17 protein-coding genes, 3 tRNA genes and 1 pseudogene are annotated in these 23,075 nt (G+C 31.0%); 12 read left to right on the top strand and 9 right to left on the bottom strand.

Going from position 1 to position 23,075, the window contains the following annotated elements; all coding sequences use genetic code 11:
- Positions 1-413 precede the first annotated feature (413 nt).
- The 3 genes from EVJ46_05110 to EVJ46_05100 form a co-directional block, all read right to left on the bottom strand.
- Positions 414-489, bottom strand: a tRNA-Lys gene (locus tag EVJ46_05110).
- A gap of 333 nt (positions 490-822) precedes the next feature.
- On the bottom strand, positions 823-2,091 hold the full coding sequence (locus EVJ46_05105) for a hypothetical protein (protein ID RZD16407.1): 1,269 nt from the start codon (positions 2,089-2,091) through the stop codon (positions 823-825).
- Between the two features lie 323 nt (positions 2,092-2,414).
- Entirely contained in the window at positions 2,415-2,750 is a 336-nt protein-coding gene (locus EVJ46_05100; GenBank protein RZD16406.1) for a rubredoxin, read from the bottom strand.
- 624 nt (positions 2,751-3,374) lie between these two features.
- Here EVJ46_05100 and EVJ46_05095 point away from each other — a divergent pair.
- The 6 genes from EVJ46_05095 (at position 3,375) to EVJ46_05070 (ending at position 12,932) form a co-directional block, all read left to right on the top strand.
- Positions 3,375-4,013: a thiamine phosphate synthase gene (locus EVJ46_05095; protein RZD16405.1), complete on the top strand. Its 639-nt coding sequence runs from the start codon at positions 3,375-3,377 to the stop codon at positions 4,011-4,013.
- Between the two features lie 406 nt (positions 4,014-4,419).
- Positions 4,420-5,694, top strand: a complete 1,275-nt coding sequence (thiC, locus tag EVJ46_05090; protein RZD16404.1) for a phosphomethylpyrimidine synthase ThiC — start codon at positions 4,420-4,422, stop codon at positions 5,692-5,694.
- 279 nt (positions 5,695-5,973) lie between these two features.
- A complete protein-coding gene (locus EVJ46_05085) occupies positions 5,974-7,134 on the top strand; it encodes a DUF815 domain-containing protein (GenBank protein RZD16403.1) in 1,161 nt (386 codons plus the stop codon).
- A 480-nt stretch (positions 7,135-7,614) separates the two neighbouring features.
- Complete coding sequence (locus EVJ46_05080; GenBank protein RZD16402.1) at positions 7,615-8,079, top strand: DUF4149 domain-containing protein; 465 nt, start codon at positions 7,615-7,617, stop codon at positions 8,077-8,079.
- A 17-nt stretch (positions 8,080-8,096) separates the two neighbouring features.
- Positions 8,097-10,700, top strand: a complete 2,604-nt coding sequence (locus EVJ46_05075) for an EAL domain-containing protein (GenBank protein RZD16401.1) — start codon at positions 8,097-8,099, stop codon at positions 10,698-10,700.
- Positions 10,701-10,760: 60 nt separating this feature from the next.
- The gene (locus tag EVJ46_05070) at positions 10,761-12,932 is read left to right on the top strand and encodes a diguanylate cyclase (protein ID RZD16400.1); all 2,172 of its coding nucleotides are present in this window, start codon (positions 10,761-10,763) and stop codon (positions 12,930-12,932) included.
- 455 nt (positions 12,933-13,387) lie between these two features.
- On the opposite strand, the gene EVJ46_05065 is transcribed toward EVJ46_05070, so the two are convergent.
- Together EVJ46_05065 and EVJ46_05060 are read right to left on the bottom strand one after the other, a co-directional pair.
- Positions 13,388-13,463 (bottom strand) — tRNA-Pro (locus EVJ46_05065).
- A 345-nt stretch (positions 13,464-13,808) separates the two neighbouring features.
- Positions 13,809-14,705 carry a hypothetical protein gene (locus EVJ46_05060; protein ID RZD16399.1) on the bottom strand — a complete coding sequence of 299 codons (897 nt, stop codon included), beginning with the start codon at positions 14,703-14,705 and terminating at the stop codon, positions 13,809-13,811.
- 256 nt (positions 14,706-14,961) lie between these two features.
- Between EVJ46_05060 and EVJ46_05055 the strand changes: the two genes are divergently transcribed.
- Positions 14,962-15,037 (top strand) — tRNA-Lys (locus EVJ46_05055).
- A gap of 183 nt (positions 15,038-15,220) precedes the next feature.
- On the opposite strand, the gene EVJ46_05050 is transcribed toward EVJ46_05055, so the two are convergent.
- Positions 15,221-15,415 (bottom strand): DNA-binding protein, encoded by a 195-nt coding sequence (locus EVJ46_05050; GenBank protein RZD16398.1) that lies wholly within the window; start codon positions 15,413-15,415, stop codon positions 15,221-15,223.
- Positions 15,416-15,426: 11 nt separating this feature from the next.
- Positions 15,427-15,684, bottom strand: a complete 258-nt coding sequence (locus EVJ46_05045) for a hypothetical protein (GenBank protein RZD16397.1) — start codon at positions 15,682-15,684, stop codon at positions 15,427-15,429.
- Between the two features lie 58 nt (positions 15,685-15,742).
- Between EVJ46_05045 and EVJ46_05040 the strand changes: the two genes are divergently transcribed.
- From EVJ46_05040 to EVJ46_05025, 4 genes and pseudogenes are all read left to right on the top strand, one after another.
- The gene (locus EVJ46_05040; GenBank protein ID RZD16396.1) at positions 15,743-16,027 is read left to right on the top strand and encodes a hypothetical protein; all 285 of its coding nucleotides are present in this window, start codon (positions 15,743-15,745) and stop codon (positions 16,025-16,027) included.
- A gap of 2 nt (positions 16,028-16,029) precedes the next feature.
- Positions 16,030-16,680, top strand: a pseudogene (locus tag EVJ46_05035) (hypothetical protein).
- Between the two features lie 755 nt (positions 16,681-17,435).
- A complete protein-coding gene (locus EVJ46_05030; GenBank protein ID RZD16395.1) occupies positions 17,436-17,879 on the top strand; it encodes a hypothetical protein in 444 nt (147 codons plus the stop codon).
- Between the two features lie 721 nt (positions 17,880-18,600).
- Entirely contained in the window at positions 18,601-20,136 is a 1,536-nt protein-coding gene (locus EVJ46_05025) for a DHA2 family efflux MFS transporter permease subunit (GenBank protein ID RZD16394.1), read from the top strand.
- 167 nt (positions 20,137-20,303) lie between these two features.
- Here the strand turns inward: EVJ46_05025 and EVJ46_05020 are convergent, their stop codons facing one another.
- On the bottom strand, positions 20,304-20,615 hold the full coding sequence (locus EVJ46_05020) for a hypothetical protein (GenBank protein RZD16393.1): 312 nt from the start codon (positions 20,613-20,615) through the stop codon (positions 20,304-20,306).
- A gap of 53 nt (positions 20,616-20,668) precedes the next feature.
- Positions 20,669-21,649: a hypothetical protein gene (locus EVJ46_05015; protein RZD16392.1), complete on the bottom strand. Its 981-nt coding sequence runs from the start codon at positions 21,647-21,649 to the stop codon at positions 20,669-20,671.
- A 788-nt stretch (positions 21,650-22,437) separates the two neighbouring features.
- Here EVJ46_05015 and EVJ46_05010 point away from each other — a divergent pair.
- Positions 22,438-22,908, top strand: coding sequence for a peroxiredoxin family protein (locus tag EVJ46_05010; protein ID RZD16391.1), 471 nt, complete (start codon positions 22,438-22,440; stop codon positions 22,906-22,908).
- Positions 22,909-23,075 lie beyond the last annotated feature (167 nt).

Raw genomic sequence — 23,075 nt, 5'->3', positions numbered from 1 at the left:
TTACAATTACAATTACAATTACAATTACAATTACAATTACAATTATTTTGTTTTCAACCGATTCGATTCGTTAAATTAATTCTTTATCAGATTATACAACCATTCTTTAAAATAATAAAGGATTTTTTATAGAAAACCTTATACATCTCTCCTTTAAAAAAAGAGGGGATTTCGCAGATTATCCTAAATCCTGTTCGCTCCCGCATACCATTCCCGACTGTATTACCTGTTTGAATAAAATATTCTTATTTTACAATATATTTTTTAATTCATCCCGACTTTACTCTGGGTTTGGGATAACTTTGTATAGGGAGTATAGGAATATAAACTGTTTTTTGACTTTAGCGGTGAAGTTAAGAATGCGCCTGCCAAGGGGAATGCTGCTAAAATGGCTTATTTGCTGCGGTTTCTAATGGTGAGCCGCGCGGGGGTCGAACCCACGACCACCTGATTAAAAGTCAGGTGCTCTACCAGCTGAGCTAGCGGCTCTCGATAGCAAGATTTAATATGATAATATAAATTAATCAGTAAGTCAAGACATTTTATGTTATTTTTTCAATGCTGTGTATTTTTGCCCTAAACTATAACTTATCCGGCTAACAAAAAAAATAATTAAAATATTTTATAATTCAATCCCGATGCGGCGAAAATACCTAAAGCAACTATTGCAATAACGCTAACTATAACGACTGCCCAAGTAATTTTTGCTGCTTGTTTTTCATCCATAATAAATTCCCCCTTTTGACATAAGTTAAATTAAATAGATATAAAAAATATATATACCAGGTATAAAACAAACGACTTTTAATTATGCAATAAATTTTATAATTTTTCAAGATATTTATAAACATTAATTGCAGCAGTCTTTCCGCTCAAAGCGGAACGCGGAACAGATGAACCGCCTAAAACTGCGTCTCCTGCAGCAAATACCCCGTTAATGCGGGTCATATAATTATCACTGTTTATGCCGATTAAACCTTTTGTTTCGCCGCAAATAATTGTATTTTCTTTACAAAATTCGCTATAAATTTTTGGCGGATTTACAAATAGTATTTCATCGGCATCGAGTTCGTAAACATCATTATAATCAGGATTAAAACCATAATAGGATGTGCTGCCTATTCTGTTCAGATGAAGTTTGATAATTTTGTTTGATTTAATATCCAAAGAATCCATAATATAGTTATCAGATTCAAACATAAAAAATTTAATTCCAATATTAAAATCTTTAATAATCTGTTTGTCCCACGTCGGAACATTTTTGAAATCTTTAGGAAATACCAGATAAACATCCTTAGCGCCTATTTTTTTTAATTTTATTGCCAGACTTACCCCTAAATTGCCGTATCCTATAATAGCAACTGTTTTATCTTTCATCGATTGCAAATTTTTATCGTTTATATACGGGTTTGCAATATCGTCTTTTATTTCACTAAAATTTCCGTTTTCAGAATATATCATTAAATCGTTGTCCGTATATACACCTACGGCAACTATAACGGCGGAATATTTTTCTTTAAGCGCCTGTACGTCCAGAACTCTCTGCTCAGTCAGATAATTGATATTAGAAGGTGATTTTAATCTGATTTCTTTATCTATAATTTTTTCATGCATATTAGATATAGGCAGCGAATTTCTGGAAAGACCTCCAAGCAATTTTTTAGATTCATAAACATCTACGCCAATTCCCCATTTGCCAAGCAATATTGCTGCGGATAATCCTGCCGGACCCGACCCGACAACAGCTACTTTATGTTCTGATTCTTTATATTCCAATTCATTAAAATATCCTGATTTGAATAATGTCTCACATAATCCGTGCATAATTTTAGAAGATTTTACGTCTGAATCGCCTATAGAATCAAAATCGCCGCTATACCCCTGACTAACCATCGACAGCGCATAGTCTAAATTGCCCTTATAATCAAAATTTACATTGAAATTGACCGCTGCTTTTTCTTTGAAAGAACTTAGAGGGCATACTTCAGAGCAAATTGCATCAGAATCGTTAGGGCATCTTGAAAATTTTGACACCATGTTTGAAACAAACATTGAACGGACGGAATCATTTAATTGCATATTCAACCTCATTTATATGTAGAAACAAAATAATATAAAATTATAACAATATACATATGCGGAGCATTTTAATTATTTTCGATATGCCATTATTTTATTTTCAATCAACAAATAAGTCAAGATAAAATATAATAAAAAACTAAAAAACCGTAAATCTCCCGACATTAAGCCAAGAAATTTACGGTTAGAAACAATAAAAAAAAATTTAGATAAAAATTAACATTTATTATTAGCATCAAATATTAGCATTTAAGAATATTTGAGAATAATAAACCAATCTAAATCTCATAAAATACATTAAATATTAATACTATCAATATTTAGAATATTTATAATCAACCCCATTTTTGTTTATTAATGTGGGCAACTATCTCTGCTTTTGACATCTGCCTCAATTCATATGCAGACTTCTTAGCTTTTTGGAATATGCTTACGCAATTTGGATCAAGGTTATCCGCTATGCCGTCTTCTGAAATGGCAATAATTTTTGTCAGCATATGCGCCAAATCCATATGTAATTGATTAGTTTTTCTTGAACGCTCGATAACCTGTTCAACATCGGGAGCAATTTTTTCAAATTTTTCTTTCGGTGCTCCGCATTTAGGACAAATATCAGGAGCTGAATCACCATCGTGAATATAACCGCATACTGTGCATTTCCACTTCATAATACAATACCTCCGTAATTTAATTTTAATTAATTTAGTTTCTGTTTATTTTTTGCTGATTCTGTTAAGAAACTATAAATAAACTTTTCGGCAGAGATTATATATATTTAATATTTATATCGCAACATCCGCCTTATATTAATAACATATCACAAAAATAAATAAATTCAAATATAAATACAATAATAATTATTAATTAATATTATTTATCATTAATGAATAATATCATAAGCAGTTTTAATTGACAAGTTTTATTTTTGTAAATATAATAAATGGCAATAAAATAAATATAGTGTACATACATTGCAGAACGGCAATATCATCAATCTAAATATAAACATAAGGCATAATAATATACGCAAAATTAATATAATACCATAAATAAATTGATATAAACAAAATTAAATATAACTTTAATCCTGCAATAGAAAATATTTATGCATTTCTTTGCTCGGTTAAGCAAAATATAAGGAAAAGGTGTCAGATCTTATTTTTTTGCATATGGAATAGTTCAATTAACAAAGAAAATATTTGCAAAAAAATTAATCTGACACCTTTTCCGAGCAGATAACTTTCTATTGCAGAATTAAGGTATAATACGATATAAACAAAATTAAATATAATACAATGAATTCTGCTATCAAATTTAATATATATCTGATCGGTGAAAAAAACTTCTTTTCTTCGGAACAGGAATATCTCGACAAACTTAAAATGTGCTTTGATAACGGTATAAAAGCGTTTCAGCTAAGGCAAAAAGATTTAACTGTTCGTCAAATTATTTATCTCGGGGAAAAAATAAAAAAAATTATCGAACAATACGACGATATTTATTTTTTTATAAACGACAGAGTTGATATATCGCTTGCGCTTGGAGCCGACGGGGTTCATTTAAACAAAAACAGTATTCCGGTAAAAGTTATAAGAGAGCAGTATGGAAAAATGCTGATATTTTATTCATCGCATTCATATGAAGAAGCTCTGAATGCTCAAAAAGACGGAGCGGATGCCGTAACATTCAGTCCTATCTTTAAAACCAAAAATCAGGAATTTGAACAAGGCTTAGATGCCCTTAAAGCTGTCGTAAAAGACTTGACCATACCGGTTTTTGCGCTTGGCGGAATAAACGAACACAATATTCAGGCAATTAGAAATGCCGGAACTTCATATGCAGCAATTCAGTCGGCAATACTTAAGAAAAAAGACAACAGAGAAACCATAAAAATAATAAGCTGCGCATTAAATTCCGGTCAAGCAAGAATTTAGATTTAAATGAAAGGATTTAGATACAGGATTTGGATAATAAAGATATATATTTCGATGCAGCTCAGGTAGATTTAAATTTAATGGATTTAGTTTAGTTTAGTTTAGTTTAGTTTAGTTTAATTTAATTTGAATTAAATTAGATAGATTTACATTTATTATATTTGCCCCCGCTTTTTAGACCAACAAGTATAAAAACTGTTAAAGACAAAACATATAACCGATAATTCACTGAATAAACTAATAACAAAAAATATAAAACTATGTTATAATGATAAATATTTTATTTATAAAATAATAACGGCAATTTAATAATAGCTATATCATCATGTATACTATAGCATAATAAAATTAATAAAATAGCTTCATAGCACGGTATCACGGCATAATATAAAATGAGGAGAAAATTATGAATCAAATTGAATCTGCAAAACATAATATAGTTACTGACGAAATGATATTTGTCGCAAATAAAGAAGATGTTCTGCCTGAAAAAATCATGCGCGATATTGCAAACGGACATACGGTTATTTTAAAAAATAAAGTCCATGATATACAACCTCTGGCTATCGGAAAAGACTTGTCTACCAAGGTAAATTCCAACATCGGTTCTTCCGGCGACATTTGCAGCATTGATGAAGAATTAGAAAAACTGTTTGTTTCTATAGATAACGGAGCAGACGCCGTAATGGATTTATCAACCGGAGGAAATATAAAGGAATTCAGAGAAAAGATACTTAAAAACTCTACTATTCCGCTTGGAACAGTACCGCTTTACGAAGCGTTTCAGTACCTTATGGACAAAAACGAACCCATTGAAAAATTTGACCCTGAAATATTATTTGAAGTTATTGAAAGACAATGCGAAGAAGGCGTTGATTTTATCACGGTACATTGCGGATTAACATTGGAAGCAATAAAAAGAATGAATGAACAGTCAAGAATTCTCGGCATAGTTTCAAGAGGCGGTTCGTTAATAGCCACGTGGATGATAAAAAATAACAGGGAAAATCCTTTATACGAGCAATATGACCGTCTAGTTAAAATAGCAAAAAAAAATGACGTAGTGTTAAGCCTTGGGGACGGGTTAAGACCCGGAAGCATAGCAGATGCTACGGACAGAGCTCAAATAACTGAACTTGTAACGCTTGGAGAACTTGCAAAAAAGGCGTTGGAAGAAGATGTGCAAGTTATGATTGAAGGTCCGGGTCATGTTCCGTTAAATCAGGTTGAAACAAATATAAAGCTTCAAAAAAGTTTATGCAGCGGCGCCCCGTTTTATGTTTTAGGTCCGCTCGTTACCGATATTGCTCCGGGATATGACCATATTACAAGCGCCATAGGAGGAGCTATTGCGGCAGGCGCAGGCGCCGACTTTTTATGCTATGTCACGCCGGCGGAACATTTGAGACTTCCATCTGCCGAAGATGTTAAAAATGGGGTAATAGCTGCTAAAATAGCGGCTCACGCTGGAGATATCGCGAAAGGCGTCAAGAATGCGATTCAGAAAGATATTGCAATGAGCAATTTCCGAAAAACTATGAACTGGGAAGGACAGTACAACAGTGCTTTGGATCCAGAAAAAGCCAGAGAAATGCGTTCGGCTATCGCGTTAAAAGACGATAAAGTATGTTCTATGTGTTCTTCATACTGCTCTATAAAACTTAACGCATCATTTAAATAATACATTATAAAATTTATAAATATAAAAAATGAATAATATAAAATTTATAAATATAAAAAATGAATAATAATAAAATGAAGAATAATAAATAAATAAATATAAATATATTAGATATAATATAATATAATATAAACAATACATTATAAAATTTATAAATATATAAAATAAATAACAACAAAGAAAAAAATAGATATAGATATAAATATAAATATAAATATAAATATAAATAATATATTGTAATATATTGTAAAAATAAAATATAAAACCTATAAATATAAAATGAAACGATCCGATAATTTAAACAGCCGGCAAAACGGTTCTATTAATTCTATTGATTTTCCTGTTGAGAAAGCAGGTACGGATAATAAAGAGCAAAATAATAATACGTTAAACAATATTTTGCGATCTTTTCAGGAAGAATTTAAAATAACAAACAAACTAATATACAATATTCATAATTCTTTTTTGCAATTTAACGAAAAATTTAATTTGCTCATTGAGTTATTGCAGGCATCTAACCAAGCATCTTCTGCGATAAACAACGATAACGATAACGAACAAAATATAAACAAAATAAATAACATAAGTAATATAAATAATAATAATAATATAAATAGTCAAAATTTAGAAGTTTTAAACTGCATTCTGTTTGATAAAAATAACCTGAAGAACAGCGGCTCATTCAAATTCTTAAAAACTGATTCAAAATATATTTTAAAACCCATTAAAAACATTAATTCACTGGCAATATCCGATTTTATTGGCATTGACGATATTATAAAAGAAGTATTTAAAAATACCTTTAAGTTTGCCTCTGGAAAACCCGCCAATAACGTTCTTCTTTGGGGCGACAGAGGTACCGGCAAATCTTCGCTTATAAGAGCTATAACAAAATCATTCAATGACGAACCGTATGTTGATAAAATAAAATTTATAGAAATTGTTGAAGATACCGCAGAATTAATTTACGAGCTTATAAGCATGATAAAAGACGAACCGTACAGATTTATTTTATTTTTTGACGATATTGCCTTTGACGCTGATTCCTTATTCTATAAAAAATTAAAATCAATTCTTGACGGCGGTTTAGATGAACTTCCGGAAAATGTCATCATTTATGCAACTTCCAACAAAAGGCATTTGACTACGGAAAAATTTGCATCGTCAAATAATGTTGAAAACTTTATACATCCAGAACAAGAGTATGAAGAAGGTCTGTCTCTAAGCGACAGATTCGGTCTGAGCTTCGGACTTTACAGTTTTGACCAGGAAACTTATCTGCGTATAGTAGAAATGTATTTAAAGCAGTATGACCTGGGTATTTCTACACTTAACCTAAATCAAATAAGAAAAGAAGCCGTAAATTTTGCAGCGATAAAAGGTTCGCGCTCAGGAAGAACGGCGAAGCAATTTGCAATAAGTTTGTTAAAAGATAACTAATAAAAATTTTATAACGACAGGCATACAGACATGCAGACGCGCAGACTTACAGATTACAGATGTACAGACATATATACATACATGCATAATTTTTATAGCGGTATATATAAATTTTTTACAACAATAGATATATACCTTAATCCGCAATAGAAAATATTTATGCATTTCTTTGCTCGGTTAAGCAAAAGATAACTTTCTATTGCAAGATTAAAGGAAAAGGTGTCAGATTTTATTTTTTTGCATATGGAATAGTTCAATTAACAAAGAAAATATTTGCAAAAAAATTAATCTGACACCTTTTCCTTGTAGATAACTTTCTATTGCAGAATTAAGGATATATAATGCCGCTATTTATAATATTTATAATTATAATACTTTAATTATTGTATTTAATTATTGTATTTAATTATAATATATAGCGCTGCAATATTTAACACTATAGTTAAATATCGTAACTAAATTACAAGGAGAACAACTGCGATGCTAATAACAATATTGCTGTATATTTATCTTATATGTTTATCTGCTTTTTTCGGTTCGAGCATTTTTATCGGATATTTCACTGCTCCGTTCATCTTTAAGACAATAAAATCAAGGGATGAAGCAGGAAATATAGTAGGTTCGCTCTTGCATAAATTCTCGGTATTAGGATTTATTATTTTGCCGATAATGATATTATCTGGATATTTTTTGTATATAAACGGATACAGTAATATTTTTATTCTTCTTGAGCCATTTGTTATTCTCATTTTGACTATATTTTCTGAAAATTTTATTTCCAAAAAGATGAACAGCCTGAAAAAACAGATGATCTCAATTACCGTTACGGCAAAGGACGACCCGAGAAGGAAAGAATTTAATGCCCTCCATAAATGGTCCGTAAAATTATTTGTTGTGAATGAATTGTTGTGCCTGCCTTTATTTTACATAATATTTATCAGATAGCAATTTAATAATTTATAATGGAAAACAATACGCCGGAAGAAAAATTAATAGAAACCTTAAAGGAAGAAGCTTCTTTTTTTAAGACAATTTCGGAAAGCGCAGCAATAGGCGTCCATATATGCGATACCGAAGGCTTTATCTATGTCAATAAAACATTTGAAGAAACATTGGGATATTCGTTAAACGAACTTAAAGAAAAGCATATAAAAATATGGGACATAGTTCATGATGTAAAAATTAAAGAAGATATAAAACAGATTATTAAACGAAGGGAAAAAGGTGAAGTCTTTCCGTTCAGCTGGTCTAATATAGCGGTGATAGCTAAAAGCAACGAGATAAAATACATACGCACTTCTGCAAATACTATTTTCTATAAAAATAAATTTGTCTGTCTCGCTATTATGGTCGATATCACAAAAGAATATCTTCAGGAAGAACAGATAAAAAATCTGACTATGATGTATTTTACGCTGAGTCAGATTAACCAGCTTATAGTGAGAACTAATAACGAAACCGAATTGCTCAAAGGCATATGCGATATTCTTGTTAATGAAATAGGCTATGACACTGTATGGTTCGGATATAAAGACGCATCCGATATTATTGAACCGGAATACTGCAAAAGCAATCAGAAAGATTGCGGCGGTAAATTAGAATTGGACTTAAACAGTTCAAGCGATGCTTCAGGCACTACTCAAGTTTCATGCGCATTGCCTTTACTGCGAAAAGATGTTTATGTCTGCAATGATATGCTTTCAGACTGTCCGAAACTGAATCTGTGTAAAAAATTTTTAGGCATCACGGCTGACGAACAATTTTCTATAGCTAATATACCGCTTATAAAGAAAGGCGAACTATATGGGGAAATAACATTATGCATTACAAAACAAAATTTTTTTAGCGAAAGCGTAGTTAAACTGCTAAAAGAAATAATGGGCGATATATCTTTCGCCATAGATAAAATTGAAGAAAACAAATTCAGCTATATTTTTTCTAACGGGTTAGAAAACTCGACCGACTGGGTAATAATAACAGATGATAAAGCAAATATCACTTTCGTAAACAGGGCTGCGGAAATAATATCCGGTTATACAAAAGAAGAGGTAATAGGTAAAAATCCCAGTATTTTTAAGTCGGGTCTGCACGACAAACAATTTTACAAACTTTTATGGGATACTGTTAAAAACGGCGAACCCTACAACACGGTTATAATAGACAGGGCTAAAAACGGAGAATTAGTTTATTTGGACGATACCATAATTCCGGTTAAATTCAATGATAAAATTACCGGCTATATTGCCATAGGCAGAAATATAACAAAAGAAAAAGAATACCAGAGCATGCTTTTTGAGGCAACCTCTCTAGATGCCGTAACAAAACTTCCGAACATTAATCTGTTTTTTGAAAAACTGGACGCAATGCTTTTAACGGCAAAACCGGATAGCATCATATGCGTTGTTATAATAGGATTAAGAGAATATTCAAAAATCAACAGCATTTACGGTTATTCCGCAGGCGATAAATTGTTAATGGAAATTTCGTCTGCTCTGCGCGGTGTTCTGAAAGAAACAGATTTAATCGGCAAACTCAAAGGGGATAATTTTATTGTAACTTTGAGAAATATCAGGCTTAAAGAAGACGTATTGACGGTATTAAACAAAATTAAAGCGACATTTAATGAAACCTTTAAAATATCGGATGGTACAGAGGTCGATATATTTTATAATATAGGCGTAAGTTTATATCCCGAAGACGGACACGATTCTAAAACTCTTATTTCAAAAGCTCAGATAAGTCTTTCTAACGCCAAGGAAATGGGAGACAATGCGGTAAGTTTCTATAACTCGGATTTAGAGAAAAATATAAGAAAAAGCCTGACTTTTAAAAGAGAACTTCAGGAAGCTATAAAAAATAAAGAATTAGTACTTTATTTTCAGCCATATTATAATACTAAAACAGGTAAACTTGCCGGTATGGAAGCCCTGCTGCGTTGGATTAAAAACGGTAATATAATACCACCTTCGGAATTCATACCGGAGCTTGAAAAAACTGCGCTCATATTAGACGTTGAAGATTGGCTTGTTGAAGAAACAGCTAAAAAATTAAGAACGTGGAAAGATTCCGGTTTAAATATAGCGCCTGTTTCTATTAATATATCATCTTTAACATTTGAGAAAAAAAATTTAGATAAATTAATACAGAAAAATCTTAATAAATATGATATACATCCTTCATTTATAAATGTTGAACTGATAGAAAGGGTATTTTTAAAAGAATCAAATTATGATACATTGAACGCCCTTCGCGATATGGGCATTAAAATATCGATAGACGATTTCGGAACGGGCTATTCTTCTTTGTCATACCTGCGATATCTTCCTATAGATATTATCAAAATAGATATTTCGTTTATAAGAAATCTGCAGAACAGCGATAAAGATTTTGCTATAATAGATGCTATAATATTTCTTGCCAACAAATTAGATATTCAAACGGTTGCGGAAGGCGTTGAAACCGAAGCGCAGCTTAATATTTTAAAACTTTTGGGATGCGGAAGCATACAGGGATTTTTGTTTTCAAAACCTCTTCCGGAAGAAGAACTGGTTAAATTATTAGTTTGAATATTATACGCCGTAATAATTAATAATGATTTTACAACTAAAAATAATAAAGAAAAATAAATGATATATTGCAAACTGCCCGACAGGCCTCAGAATAAACTCGCCCATTATACGACGATTGCCGCTATTGCAATTTCAACAGCCATTGTTATATTAATGACCTCATTTGTATTTTTTAACGGTGCGCGCGTTGCAGAAAAAATAGCTAAAATTGAAAAATATGAGCGCGTTCAGCGACTTCTTAACGATACGTTAATTAATCTTTTGAATGCCGAAACAGGGCAGAGAGGATTTTTATTAACCGGAAAGTCTATGTATCTTGCTCCGTATTTAACAGGCAAAGTCAATGTTAAAAACGATATGAAGCAGTTAAAAACTCTGCTGTCAAAAAAATATACAAAAGACTATAAAACAATTAAATTGCTGACCGCTAAAAAATTTAACGAACTTAAGGCAACAATTGCGCTGAGAAAACAAAATAAAGTTAATTCTGCTCTGGCTCTTGTGAAAACAAACAAGGGAATAAAAGATATGAATAAATTGAGAATATACATATCCGTTTTAAAATCATCCTATAAAAAACGGGCTGAAACAGCACACGGCTGGGTACTTAAAGAATCAGACTATATTAAAATAGCGCTGCCGGGTGTTATTTTCGGATATCTTTTAATTTTGCTTTTTGTTTACGTCTTATTATATATAAATTCAAAAAAAATAACAAAATATGAGGACAATTTAAGACAGGCGGCTGTTGATTTGGAATCATCTTATGAAAATGAGAAAACTGCTAAGCTATTTTATCTTGCAATATCTCAGATTAATAATCTAATCCCTAAATCTTTAAATTACGGTGAATTTTTTACAGATGTGGCAGGTCTATTTTCTAAAGACATAGGGATAGACGGCATCTGCGTTTTTAAAGACGATAAACCGTACGCAAAATTAATTGCAAGCGCAGGAGTAAAAAATATAAAAGAATTTACTGAAAACCTGAAAGTATCTTCCGATGAAAATATGCCCGAAGGACGTGGTATTTACGGAAAAGCGCTGAGGAGCGCAGAGGTTATATACTCAAATGATTTTATAGCAGATAAAGCGTCTGCGCCATGGCAGCAAAAACTAAAAAAATTAAATTTCTTATCATTAGCCGCGATGCCGATAAAAACTAACGATAAACCATTCGGAGCATTAGTTGTATGCAGCAGCCAAAAGGATTATTTCGACGGTAAAAAAGTAAAATTTTTAAAAGAAATTTCATCAATATTATCGTATGCGGTTGAGTACTTAGAGAATCGCAACAATCTTATTCAAGAAAGAGATTTATCAAATATATTGATAGAAAACATTCATTCGGGCATTGCTATTTATGATGAAAATAAATTTTTATACGTGAACCCTACTCTTCTCCATTTATTTCATTATACTAAAGAAGAATTTTTAAACTTAAACGTAACAGACTTTTTTAGCATAAATGAAGACCAACTGTATTATAAAAATTCTTCTATATTCAAAATGTATCATAACAGCGAAATGTCATCAAGATTCATTTATAAATATGCCTATATTAGCTCTGGCAATGGCAATAACGAGAAAGAGAATAAAGATAAAGGTGATAAAATCCGCTATATAGATTTATTCAGGACCGCAATAACTTACAACGGTAAACAAACCGGTCTTGCCATATTTTCGGATGTTACCGATCAGATATTAAGAGAGCAGAATATCTTGGTTGAAAGAGAAACGTATAAAGAACTTGCTGAAAGAGATGCTCTGACCGGAGCTGGAAATCGCCGTTCTTTCGATTCTAAACTAACCGAGATGCTAAATACAGCCAATAGGTATAACCGCCCTTTGTCGCTTATAATGTTTGACATAGATAAATTTAAAGATATAAATGATACATACGGTCATGAAATCGGCGATTCTATCTTAAAAGAATTATCACACCTAATTAAACAAAATTTAAGAACAACCGATTTTTTTGCCCGCTACGGCGGAGAAGAATTTATGCTTATAGCTACTGAAACATCTCTCGTTACCGCAAAAGAACTTGCAGAAAGATTAAGAATAAAAATAGCGGAATACGATTTTAATATAGGGCAATATGTCACGTGCAGTTTCGGAATAACGGAGATAATAAAAGGTGATACAAACCAGAGCATCGTTTTCAGAGTGGACAACGCATTATACGATGCAAAAAGAAGCGGACGAAACAGGGTGTGTTTCGGGTGACCGCAATAGTTTTAGTTTCTCCTGCTTTTTCCTGACTTTCCCGACTTTGACACATCATGCAGCACAAAGCCTTTAAAATGCTGTATTTCTATTTTGGAAAAGCGCAATTTTCCTACTACGATTTTTTTATTAGAATCTGAGTTTGTTCTAACTTAGGACTATAATTTGTGAAAATATTTATAGTAATCTTTTTGCAATATTCTTCTGTATTCCGCCAATCCTGCCATTTTTTATCAAGATTTTTGTATTTAGTTAAATCAGTTTCTTTTAAATCGTAAGGCAGCGGTTTCGTTAATTGAACAATAAGTTGTCTTAAAGCGGAAGCTTTTTTTTGAGGGCATAATTCATCGCAACTTTTTAAAATACTTTACCAAATTTGGCCTTATTTTACCATTTTTGGAGATAATGCCAAGAGAAAGGTATTGCCTGAAGTGCTTATTCGCTGCGGTTTTAAATGGTCGGGATGACACGATTTGAACGTGCGACCCCCTGCTCCCAAAGCAGGTGCGCTACCAACTGCGCCACATCCCGATATGATAAATTTGCTGGGCTATTCCTGACAACTGCACTAATGACATCAACAGAAGTACTATAAATTCTAACCATACTATTTCCGATATATCTCTTCATACTGCTTTATATGATTATAAAGTATATAATAATATATTAACCCAAGTCAATATATAAAATAGCTATAATCTAATATATATTAATATGTGTATGGATTATGAGCTATCTGCAACAAATAATAAATGTAGCGCATTTCCAAGTCCCGCTATTACTATTATATTAAGAATATATTATAGGCTATATGCTATATGTAATAAATAGAGCCACACAAAAAAATATATTGCGTGCAATAAATTATCGCAATAATTATGAATCAGCTCCTTTTTTATTCATAAGCCAATAAACTATTCCTAAAATTAAAATTAATAATCCGAGAATAGCCACCTCATGTGATTTATGCGGTGCAAGCGAAAATATTAAAATTTTTCTTAGCAGCGCCGCCATAGCAAGACCAATGAAAGCGCTAAGCGCAAATTTTTTGCCCTGAAGCTTTTTTACCTCTTCTTCTAAAAGTTCTCTGATTGCCCATATGATTAACATTGCTCCCAATATATCGACTACCGTCGTTTCAAAGGGTAATCCGCTCGTCGCAAATCTATATATTTCAAAAAAGAATAATATAAAAACCATTGCCGTTGAAAGCATTAGTGTTAAAACTAAGAATAAATCAAGCACATAAGAAAATTTAGAGCTTAATTTTATTATTTTAGATTCAAATTTTGTAGCGGCAATATATAATTTTCCTTCATCTATATACGAACTTATAATAATATCAAGATTTATATCGAGAATTTTATTTACTGATTCTATCAAAGAATCTTTTTTATCGCTGTCTTTAAAATTTTTCAATATTATTGAGTGAATATAATTCCTTATATAATTCATTGTTGCGCTGACATAATGCGACGGCAGTTTGATATCCTGATGCACTTCGCCTATTCTTTTTAATCTTCGCAAATAATCATTATTATATTCGCCTGAAAACATATTTAAAAACCAGAATTTAAGTTTTTCCTGATGTCTGTTTCTAATTTCATCATTCGGCAAGAATTTGCTGAAATCTTCAAAATTTGCAATATAAGAATAAACCCCTGCAATAAATTCTTTTGTATTTGCTTCCATGATACTTTTTAGAAATTTCAGATTTTCCGCATCTTTATCGTTAAATGCATATATCAACTTTATTTTATGTAATGTATCCATGAAAATCGTTTTTAAAATTTTGTATTAACTTAAATAAATAAAACATAAATACTTGACTAAAAATTATTACTGTTATAAAATTAGCATATTATAATATAATTGTCTATATATATGTACAGATAAACATATATAAAAAAGCATAAAGAACATAACATATAGAACGTAATTATATTGCATATATAATTATGATATAGGTACAATATAACATAATTAACAATTTTTTTCTATATTATCATATATAAAAATTGTCATATATGGGCTGCTAGCTCAATTGGTAGAGCAACTGACTCTTAATCAGTAGGTCGCCGGTTCGATCCCGGCGCAGCCCACCAGGTTTTGTTTTAATTCTTTACTACAAGCCCATATAAGCCGTTCCGATTCTTCTTCTGTCAAATACCTTAACTATTTGTAACTATTTGACTTCGCCTTTTAAACCGTTTATAGTTTTACTCATCATAAAATTATTGCTGTTAGCTTTTTTATAAATGCCCACTTTTCACCTCCTCAAACGACATTTACAAACGCTTACTTTTCGGATTAATAATATCATAGCTGTTCTGATTAATCCAAGCAATAATTTTATCTTTATCGAATCTTAAAGTTCCGCCTATTTTTATATAAGGGATAGCCTTGCGATAAACAAGTTTATAAATGCTGTTTGCATTCATCGACAGCATTTCGGCAACGTCTTTAATTTTTATCAGAGGCATTTTTTTACCTTTTAACTGTTTTTTAATTGATAAATAACCATATTACTGAAAGTAATCTCTACAATATAGACATTCCTCAAAGTAATAACGTTGCGCCTGAAACCCAAGAACCAAAAACCGACTACCAAGCCTATTAGATTTCTTGTTGGAAAGAAAAAATGAAAATGAGGAATTCTTTTTCCAACCAGAGCACCGCAGGTTAAATTGCAACGGCGAAGCGTTGCTGACTTGAGCAAAAGATTATTTTCTATTTCGTCTTTTAACTCCACATCGTAAAAATAAGTTTCTCGCTTTGATAGATAAGGTCGGATATAGTATAATATGATTATGGCAAACGTGAATAAAATGGAAAATAATAAAAAAGATTTCAGTATGAAACACCGTCATATAAATGCAGATATTAAAAAAAGCCTTTCTTTAGAGGCAATAGACGATATTATCTCCAGAGGCGATATGCCGGAATGGCTGGAACTAAGGAACTATGCCTTGCGTCATTCTGAAATACTGGATGATATAATAAGAATTTGCAGCCATTACATAATAGATCCTTATGAACAGAAATATCATTTCTGGTATAATTTAGCTTTATATCTTAAATCAAAGGAGATATAACCATGAAAAACGATAAAGAAGAAGATTGGGAAAACGTTATTTCAAATATAGCAAGAATTAACGATATTTTGCCAGACGCTATTATAGTAGGGAGAACTGCATCTGCTTTATATTCAGAACACAGAACATCACATGATACGGATCTTGTAATTAAAGACCTAAAAGAAAGATTTAACGATATATTATCAACACTTGAAGCCGTATCCGGATGGAAGACATCAAGAATTAGACCGCCGGTATTAATCCTCGGCAGCCTTAACGGCATTGAAACAGGCATAAGACAACTTATAAGGACTAAACCTTTAGAAACAACCGATATAGAATATAAAGGGCAAAAATTAACCGTGCCTACTCCGGAAGAAATCTTAAGAATTAAAGGTTTTTTAATACTTGCCAGAAATGCTACGCGCGATTATATCGATTTTGTAGCATTAGCCGATCATCTTGGGATTAAAAAAACTAATAAAGCTTTAACGAGTTTCGATGAATTATACCCTCAAGAAAATAAGGCTTCCGCTTTAAGACAACTTATTGTTCAATTAACGAAACCGATGCCTTACGATTTAAAAGAAACTGATTTGACTAAATACAAAAATCTTGATAAAAAATGGCAGGATTGGCAGAATATAGAAGAATATTGCAAAAAGATTACTATAAATATTTTCATAAATTATAATCCTAAATTAGAACAAACTCAAACTCCCAATCCTAAAGAAGACGCCTTTACAAAAGACTTAAACGAGACTATGCACATATGAGGGAAAACAGAGATATAAGAGATTATCTCAAAGACATAATAGCTAATATGAATTATGCCATTGATTTTTTACAAGATATATCTTACGAATAATTTAATGTATCGATTCAAAAGCGGTATGAAGTGAATTATTATTAATAACAATTTTAACGCCATAGGCAGCGCAAAACTTTCTTTATAATTTTGTCAATTAAAATTATTGTATTAATTTATTAGTTCATTATATAAGATAGTAAATCCTGCCGAATTTATTCAGGAAGTAAGTGAACTACCTTTTGCAAAACCAAACTCTTTTATATTTTAAAAGAAATTTAGCGTTTATATTGCATTATCTTATGCTGAATATTATAATTACAATAACAGCGTATATTTTATATGAATATTATGAGACTAGCTGCTTCTTAGTTTGATACTTCATATAATATCATAAGAATTAGAGAATTTATAGTTTTTTGACTATTGTTAAATTTAGGTGTATAAATGTATATACGGCTGCTATATAAATAAAATAAATGCCTATATAAAACAATATGTTTATCATATTCTCAGATAATAAAAATAGCAATAAAATAATTCAATAAAATTCAGCGAAATAATTAATGATAATAATTAAATAATTAATAATAATAATTAAAAAGGAGACTTGAAAAGATGGATACTGCTATTATCGACCAGGAATATCAAAAATTACAAAATGCAACGGACGGCGTGGAACAAACTATTAAAGAGCTTGCAGCAAAATTAAAACAGGCAAGGGACGCAGGCAATGATAATGCAAAAGAATGGATATTAGATCTTAAAGAAATTGCCGTCGCAGTCCAAAGCGAACAAAATCAAATGATCTCTTTTCTTCAAACTTTGCACGGTAATTTACCTCAGACACAAGAGGTTTTAAATAATCAGCAAAACGCCTATATGCAACAAAATCAGCAGATGCCTCAACAACAAAACGATTATCAGCAGCAGCAACAGCAGCAGGCTCCTCAGAGAAAAAAGGGGTTTTTTAGTTCCCTATTGGGCAGCAGTTTTGGTTCCGCTATTGAAATGGGAGCCGGCTTCGGTATAGGCGATGATTTAATCAACAGTATTTTATAAGTATGTACGTTATTTAATACCTGACATTCGGCTTTTAGATATTTATTTAAATATTCACTTAGATATTACGATATTGCGCAATGGCATATCATAACCAATAACTAAATAGCTTACATTACATCACTCTGCTATAAGAGCACAGTATAAGAGTATAATATAAGGGCATAATAGATAGTTAAATCTTTACCTGTATTTTATTGCGCAATATCTCTCGCCTATAGCGCATCGTTTGTATTATCCTGTTGCAACGCTTCTTTAATATTTAATAGTTAGTACTTAGTACTTAAAATTTAAGATCTAATTTAAAGATTTGATTTAAAGAGTTAACAAAAATATCCGCGCTGCTTGCTACAACTAACCTCTCGTGTCGGTATTATGCTAATTCAATTTTCTATTATTGCCGCCTTTTCCTCATATTTTGTTTTACCGAGCAAAAAAAAATGCTTAAATATTTTCTATTGCAGGATTGAGGTAAATTATATTGACTTTTAAGTCATTTTAAGAGACAATAATTTAAGAGCTATCAAATTTACGAGACAATTGCAAACCAGACAATAGGAAATTGCAAACTGATTTACGAGACAATTGCAAACCAGACAATAGGAAATTGCAAACTGATTTACGAGACAATTGCAAACTAAAAATAGAAAATTGCAAACTGAAAATTCAAGACTGTAAATATGTATATGAATTAAACAATTAAGCAGCAAGTTAATAAATAATGAGCAAAAGCAAATATTATAAATGGTATATTTTAATAATATCCGTGGTCGCTTCTTTTATGGCGATTTTAGATATTAATATAGTTACCGTCGCACTCCCAAAAATGATGTCTCATTACGGAGAAAATGCGACTAACATTGAATGGGTAATGATTGCCTACACCATAACCTATTCCATCGTTATTCTTCTTACCACATATACAAGCAAGAAATACGGATTAAAAATACCGTTTATAGTTTCTATTTTATTTTTCCTTTTAGGTTCAGCGCTATGCGGCATGGCTCCTTCTTTCAAATTTTTGGTTCTTTTTAGAGTAATTCAGGCAATAGGCGGCGCAGGACTCATACCCATTTCTTTAAATCTTCTTGCAAAATATTTTGAACCTAACGAAAGAGGCAAGGCAATGGGCATATGGACAATCGGAATTATGATGGCGCCCGCCATAGGACCTTTATTAGGCGGTTATTTCGTTGACTATGTAGATTGGAGAATGATATTTTATATAAATATTCCGGTAGGATTTATTTTATTGCTATTAACTATTGCAATTTTAGACAATGATATACCGGTAAAAAAATATATGCATAACTTTGATTATGTGGGATTTATATTTATAGGAATATTTCTGGGAACATTACTTTATGTGCTGAATGAAGGGCAAACTTTAGAGTGGAACTCACGCATTATCATAACCTTTGAAATTATAAGTTTTGCTTCTCTATTGTTATTTTTTATTAATGAAATATTTACTAAGTCGCCTATAATAGATTTTAGAATATTTAAAAATTATAATTTTGTAATGGGAAATATCGTCAGCATGGTGCGTTCTGCCGCGATATTTAGTTCAATGTTTATACTGCCTCTTTTTATCGAAAATATATTAAACTACAATGCAATGCGCGCCGGTATTCTGATGATACCGTTAGCTTTATCCGTTGCAGTTGTATCTCCTATTGCAGGCACTATCTCAGATAAAATAGGACCTAAATATTTGCTGGCTGCAGGGATGATTATTTTAGGATATTCAAATCTTGGTTTAGGAAATTTATCTTTAAACACGAGCATAGATTATATAGCTTGGAATCAGGTTCTGAGAGGAATCGGCATAGGTTTGATAAATGCACCGGTTATGAGTACAGTAATAAATTCTGTAGGATGGGATCTTATACCTGAAGCATCCGCATTATATAACGTGCTGTTTCAAGTAGGCGCTTCGTTCGGTATTGCAGGTATAGGATACGAGCTGGTAGTGCGCCAGATTTATCATCTAAACCAGTTTGCAAGGGACATCAGCCAAAAGTCTGCTTCAGCGCAATCAATGCTGAATTTTTTGCATAGCGATTTAATCAAAAATGCTCCTTCTTATTTTAGATATGGCTATTTTCCCACATATACAATGAAATTTTTTGATAATGTAATATATTTATATTCCGAGATAAGCTCGTTTGGAGATATTTTCGTTATTTTGGCGTATTTATGTATAATAGGATTATTATCCGCAATATTAATCAAAAACACTAAATATAATAAATAGTTCTGAATGGAGGTTTTAACCCAACTTTACCATAATTATCAGCAACACATTGATATTACTATATTTATGGGGCAATAAAAATGTCTATGGAGACTACAAAATAAACAATAAAATATAATAATGTCAATTGGTTATAATTTTAGAATAATAAAAGTGATGAAGTTGAGTTAAAAGTTTATAAGTCTATCCCCTTCTGATAAATCATGGACTGTTTTTGCATTTTCAAATTGAGAGGAGTAATTAAACTGAGCTATTCTTTCTTTAATTCCGTTTATATTGCAAGAATATTCACAAATATCAACCGATATATTGCTATTGTTTAGCAGACACTGCACAAACCATTTATCTTCAGTCAAAAGAACGCCCCTGTCGGTTAAAAAACATTTTATGCTGCAGCCTGATTTAACTGCTGAATCTATCAATAATTTTATATTTTTTTTATACCTATCATCGGTAATGATAAAAGCCAAACACTGCATTGCGGAATATCTCCACTAAATTTATTTGTTTATTTGTTTATTTGTTTATTTGTTTATTTGTTTATTTGTTTAGCGGAATGTTTATTGATATGCCTGATGTTAAAAATATATAAATGTTTTGAATTTTTAAATATTTTTTTATTATAAATTTTAAAATATTTTACGACATCGCTGTAATAAAAATAATTTGATACGTCATTCATAGAATTGCCGATATGCCCGCCTACGCCAGAACTAGTCAATTTAAAACGTTTATTGATATTTTCAAGATTCAAGTATGGCGCATCTGTAAAACCTGAACTGGAATATGACACTGTTTCAAGTTTCGCGCCGTTATAATTAATGTTGTTTTTTATTTGAGCCGCTATGAACGTAGGACCTGCATTGTAAGCTAAAAGAGCAAGCCTTAAGCTTCCAAATCTATAAATAAGGCTCAAAAGATAAAGCGAACCCAGCTTAACATTCAGCATAGGATTTAATAAACTGCTTGCAGGGAGATAATTCAGATAATACGGATTCTTCGCGATTTTTGTCTTAATACTATATTTTTTAATAAAATAAAGCGCAGTAACCGGAGTTACCTGCATAAGCCCAACCGCCCCGACGCTTGAAAAAGAACTATTATAAAAAGAACTTTCAACTCTTATTACAGCGAGTATCAAAGCAGGATTTATTTTATACTTACTGCTGATATTAAATATGACGTCAGCCAATTTAATATCTGTTTTTTTAGACAGTCCAGAATCATATGAGTTAATGATATTAAATACTGCTGTTTTTTCCATATCAATTTTAATTTTAGCTTTGAGAACGGCAACTTCTTTTTGTTCTTTAATATAATTAAAATAAACAGGCATAAAATAATTCTTAATAAATATTGCAGTCATAATCAATACAAAACTCATCACAATATAAGGAATCAGCAGCTTAATTTTTATCTTGGAAAATACAGATGAAAATATCAATCTGACTTGCAATACCTTTTGAAATAGTTTTTTTATATTGCTGAATTTTACTTTTTGGAAATTTTTCATAATTTGCTTTTTTTATTTTTAAATAGTATAATTAAACATAAATAAAGTTAATAAAAAAATAATATAAAATTGGCATAAATTATATAAAATTCTTTTTTTAACAGCTATACAGCTAAAAATAATATTTTTTTTACACAAAAACATTATTAATAATAGAACTTGTACTTTTTCTATATCAAAAATAACATAATTTTTACAATAAGTCAAATTTTGTTCGCAATTTGTCCGTAAAATGAGTTCCTTATTAATGTTTTAGGTGCTGATTTTAGATAAATTTAATTAGTTTTAATCAAATTTATTATATTTATCTTAATTCCCAATGAAAAATATCAATTATCTTTATTCTCTGCTAATTATTTAATCGATTCAGAGAAAAAATGACAATGACAATTATAAATTTTTTCTATTGCAAGATTAAGAATTGACTATTATAATTGACATATATTAAATTATATTATTTAATAGAATGTGATATATAACGGCATTTATACTGTTATTATATTATTATCGTCGTTATAATAATTATCATTGTAGTTTTTTTATAATTTATAAGATGTTGTTAATTTCTATATATTCTATATTCTTATATTTTATATGTTCTATAATATTCTATAAATTCGTTATATTGTCTATGTATGTGTATGTACATGTATAAATATGTATAAAAGCAAATTTAAGCAAATTCTTTATATTGTGTATTATCAGTTTTCTTCATTTAAAGATTTTAAATTTTGATTCAATTTCTTAATGAAAGTTAAATTTAATAAAAAAATTTAAGGAGAAAAAAAATGCCAGAACAAAAAAAAATGTCAATTATTGCAATACATGGAACCTTAGATATGGCTTATCCGCCGCTTATCCTTGCTTCTACTGCTGCAACGCTTGATATTCCGACGACTATATTCTTTACATTCTATGGGTTAAACATCTTAAGGAAAGATGTCGGGACAGCCTTAAAAGTTGCTCCGTTAGGCAACCCTGCTATGCCTATGCCTGTTCCAAACATTATCGGCGCAATCCCGGGCATGACCAATATGGCTACTTCTATGATGAAATCCATGATTAAAAAACACGGGGTGGCAACCATTCCTGAACTAATCAGTTTATGCCAAGAAACAGGAGTAAAATTTATCGCATGTCAAATGACTGTAGACCTTTTTGGATTTAAAAAAGAAGACTTGATTGACGGTATTGAATACGGCGGAGCCGCTATGTACATGGAAGATGCTTCTACATCCGATATTACCCTCGCTTTTTAATATTGCCGCGGTATTTATATAGTATTTTATAGTGCGTAAAATGCTATAATATTTCAGAATTTAGAAATCAGCGTATATTATATTTAAAAATTTATATGCGTTGATTTCTATTTTTAATGATAACAATAAAAAACTAAACGGTAATCTAATCTAAATAGTTATTGACA

The organism is Candidatus Acididesulfobacter guangdongensis (assembly GCA_004195045.1).
GTDB classification, from domain to species: domain Bacteria; phylum SZUA-79; class SZUA-79; order Acidulodesulfobacterales; family Acidulodesulfobacteraceae; genus Acididesulfobacter; species Acididesulfobacter guangdongensis.
Note: the sequence above shows the minus strand (reverse complement) of the source record. Positions and strands in the feature narration are given on the sequence as shown.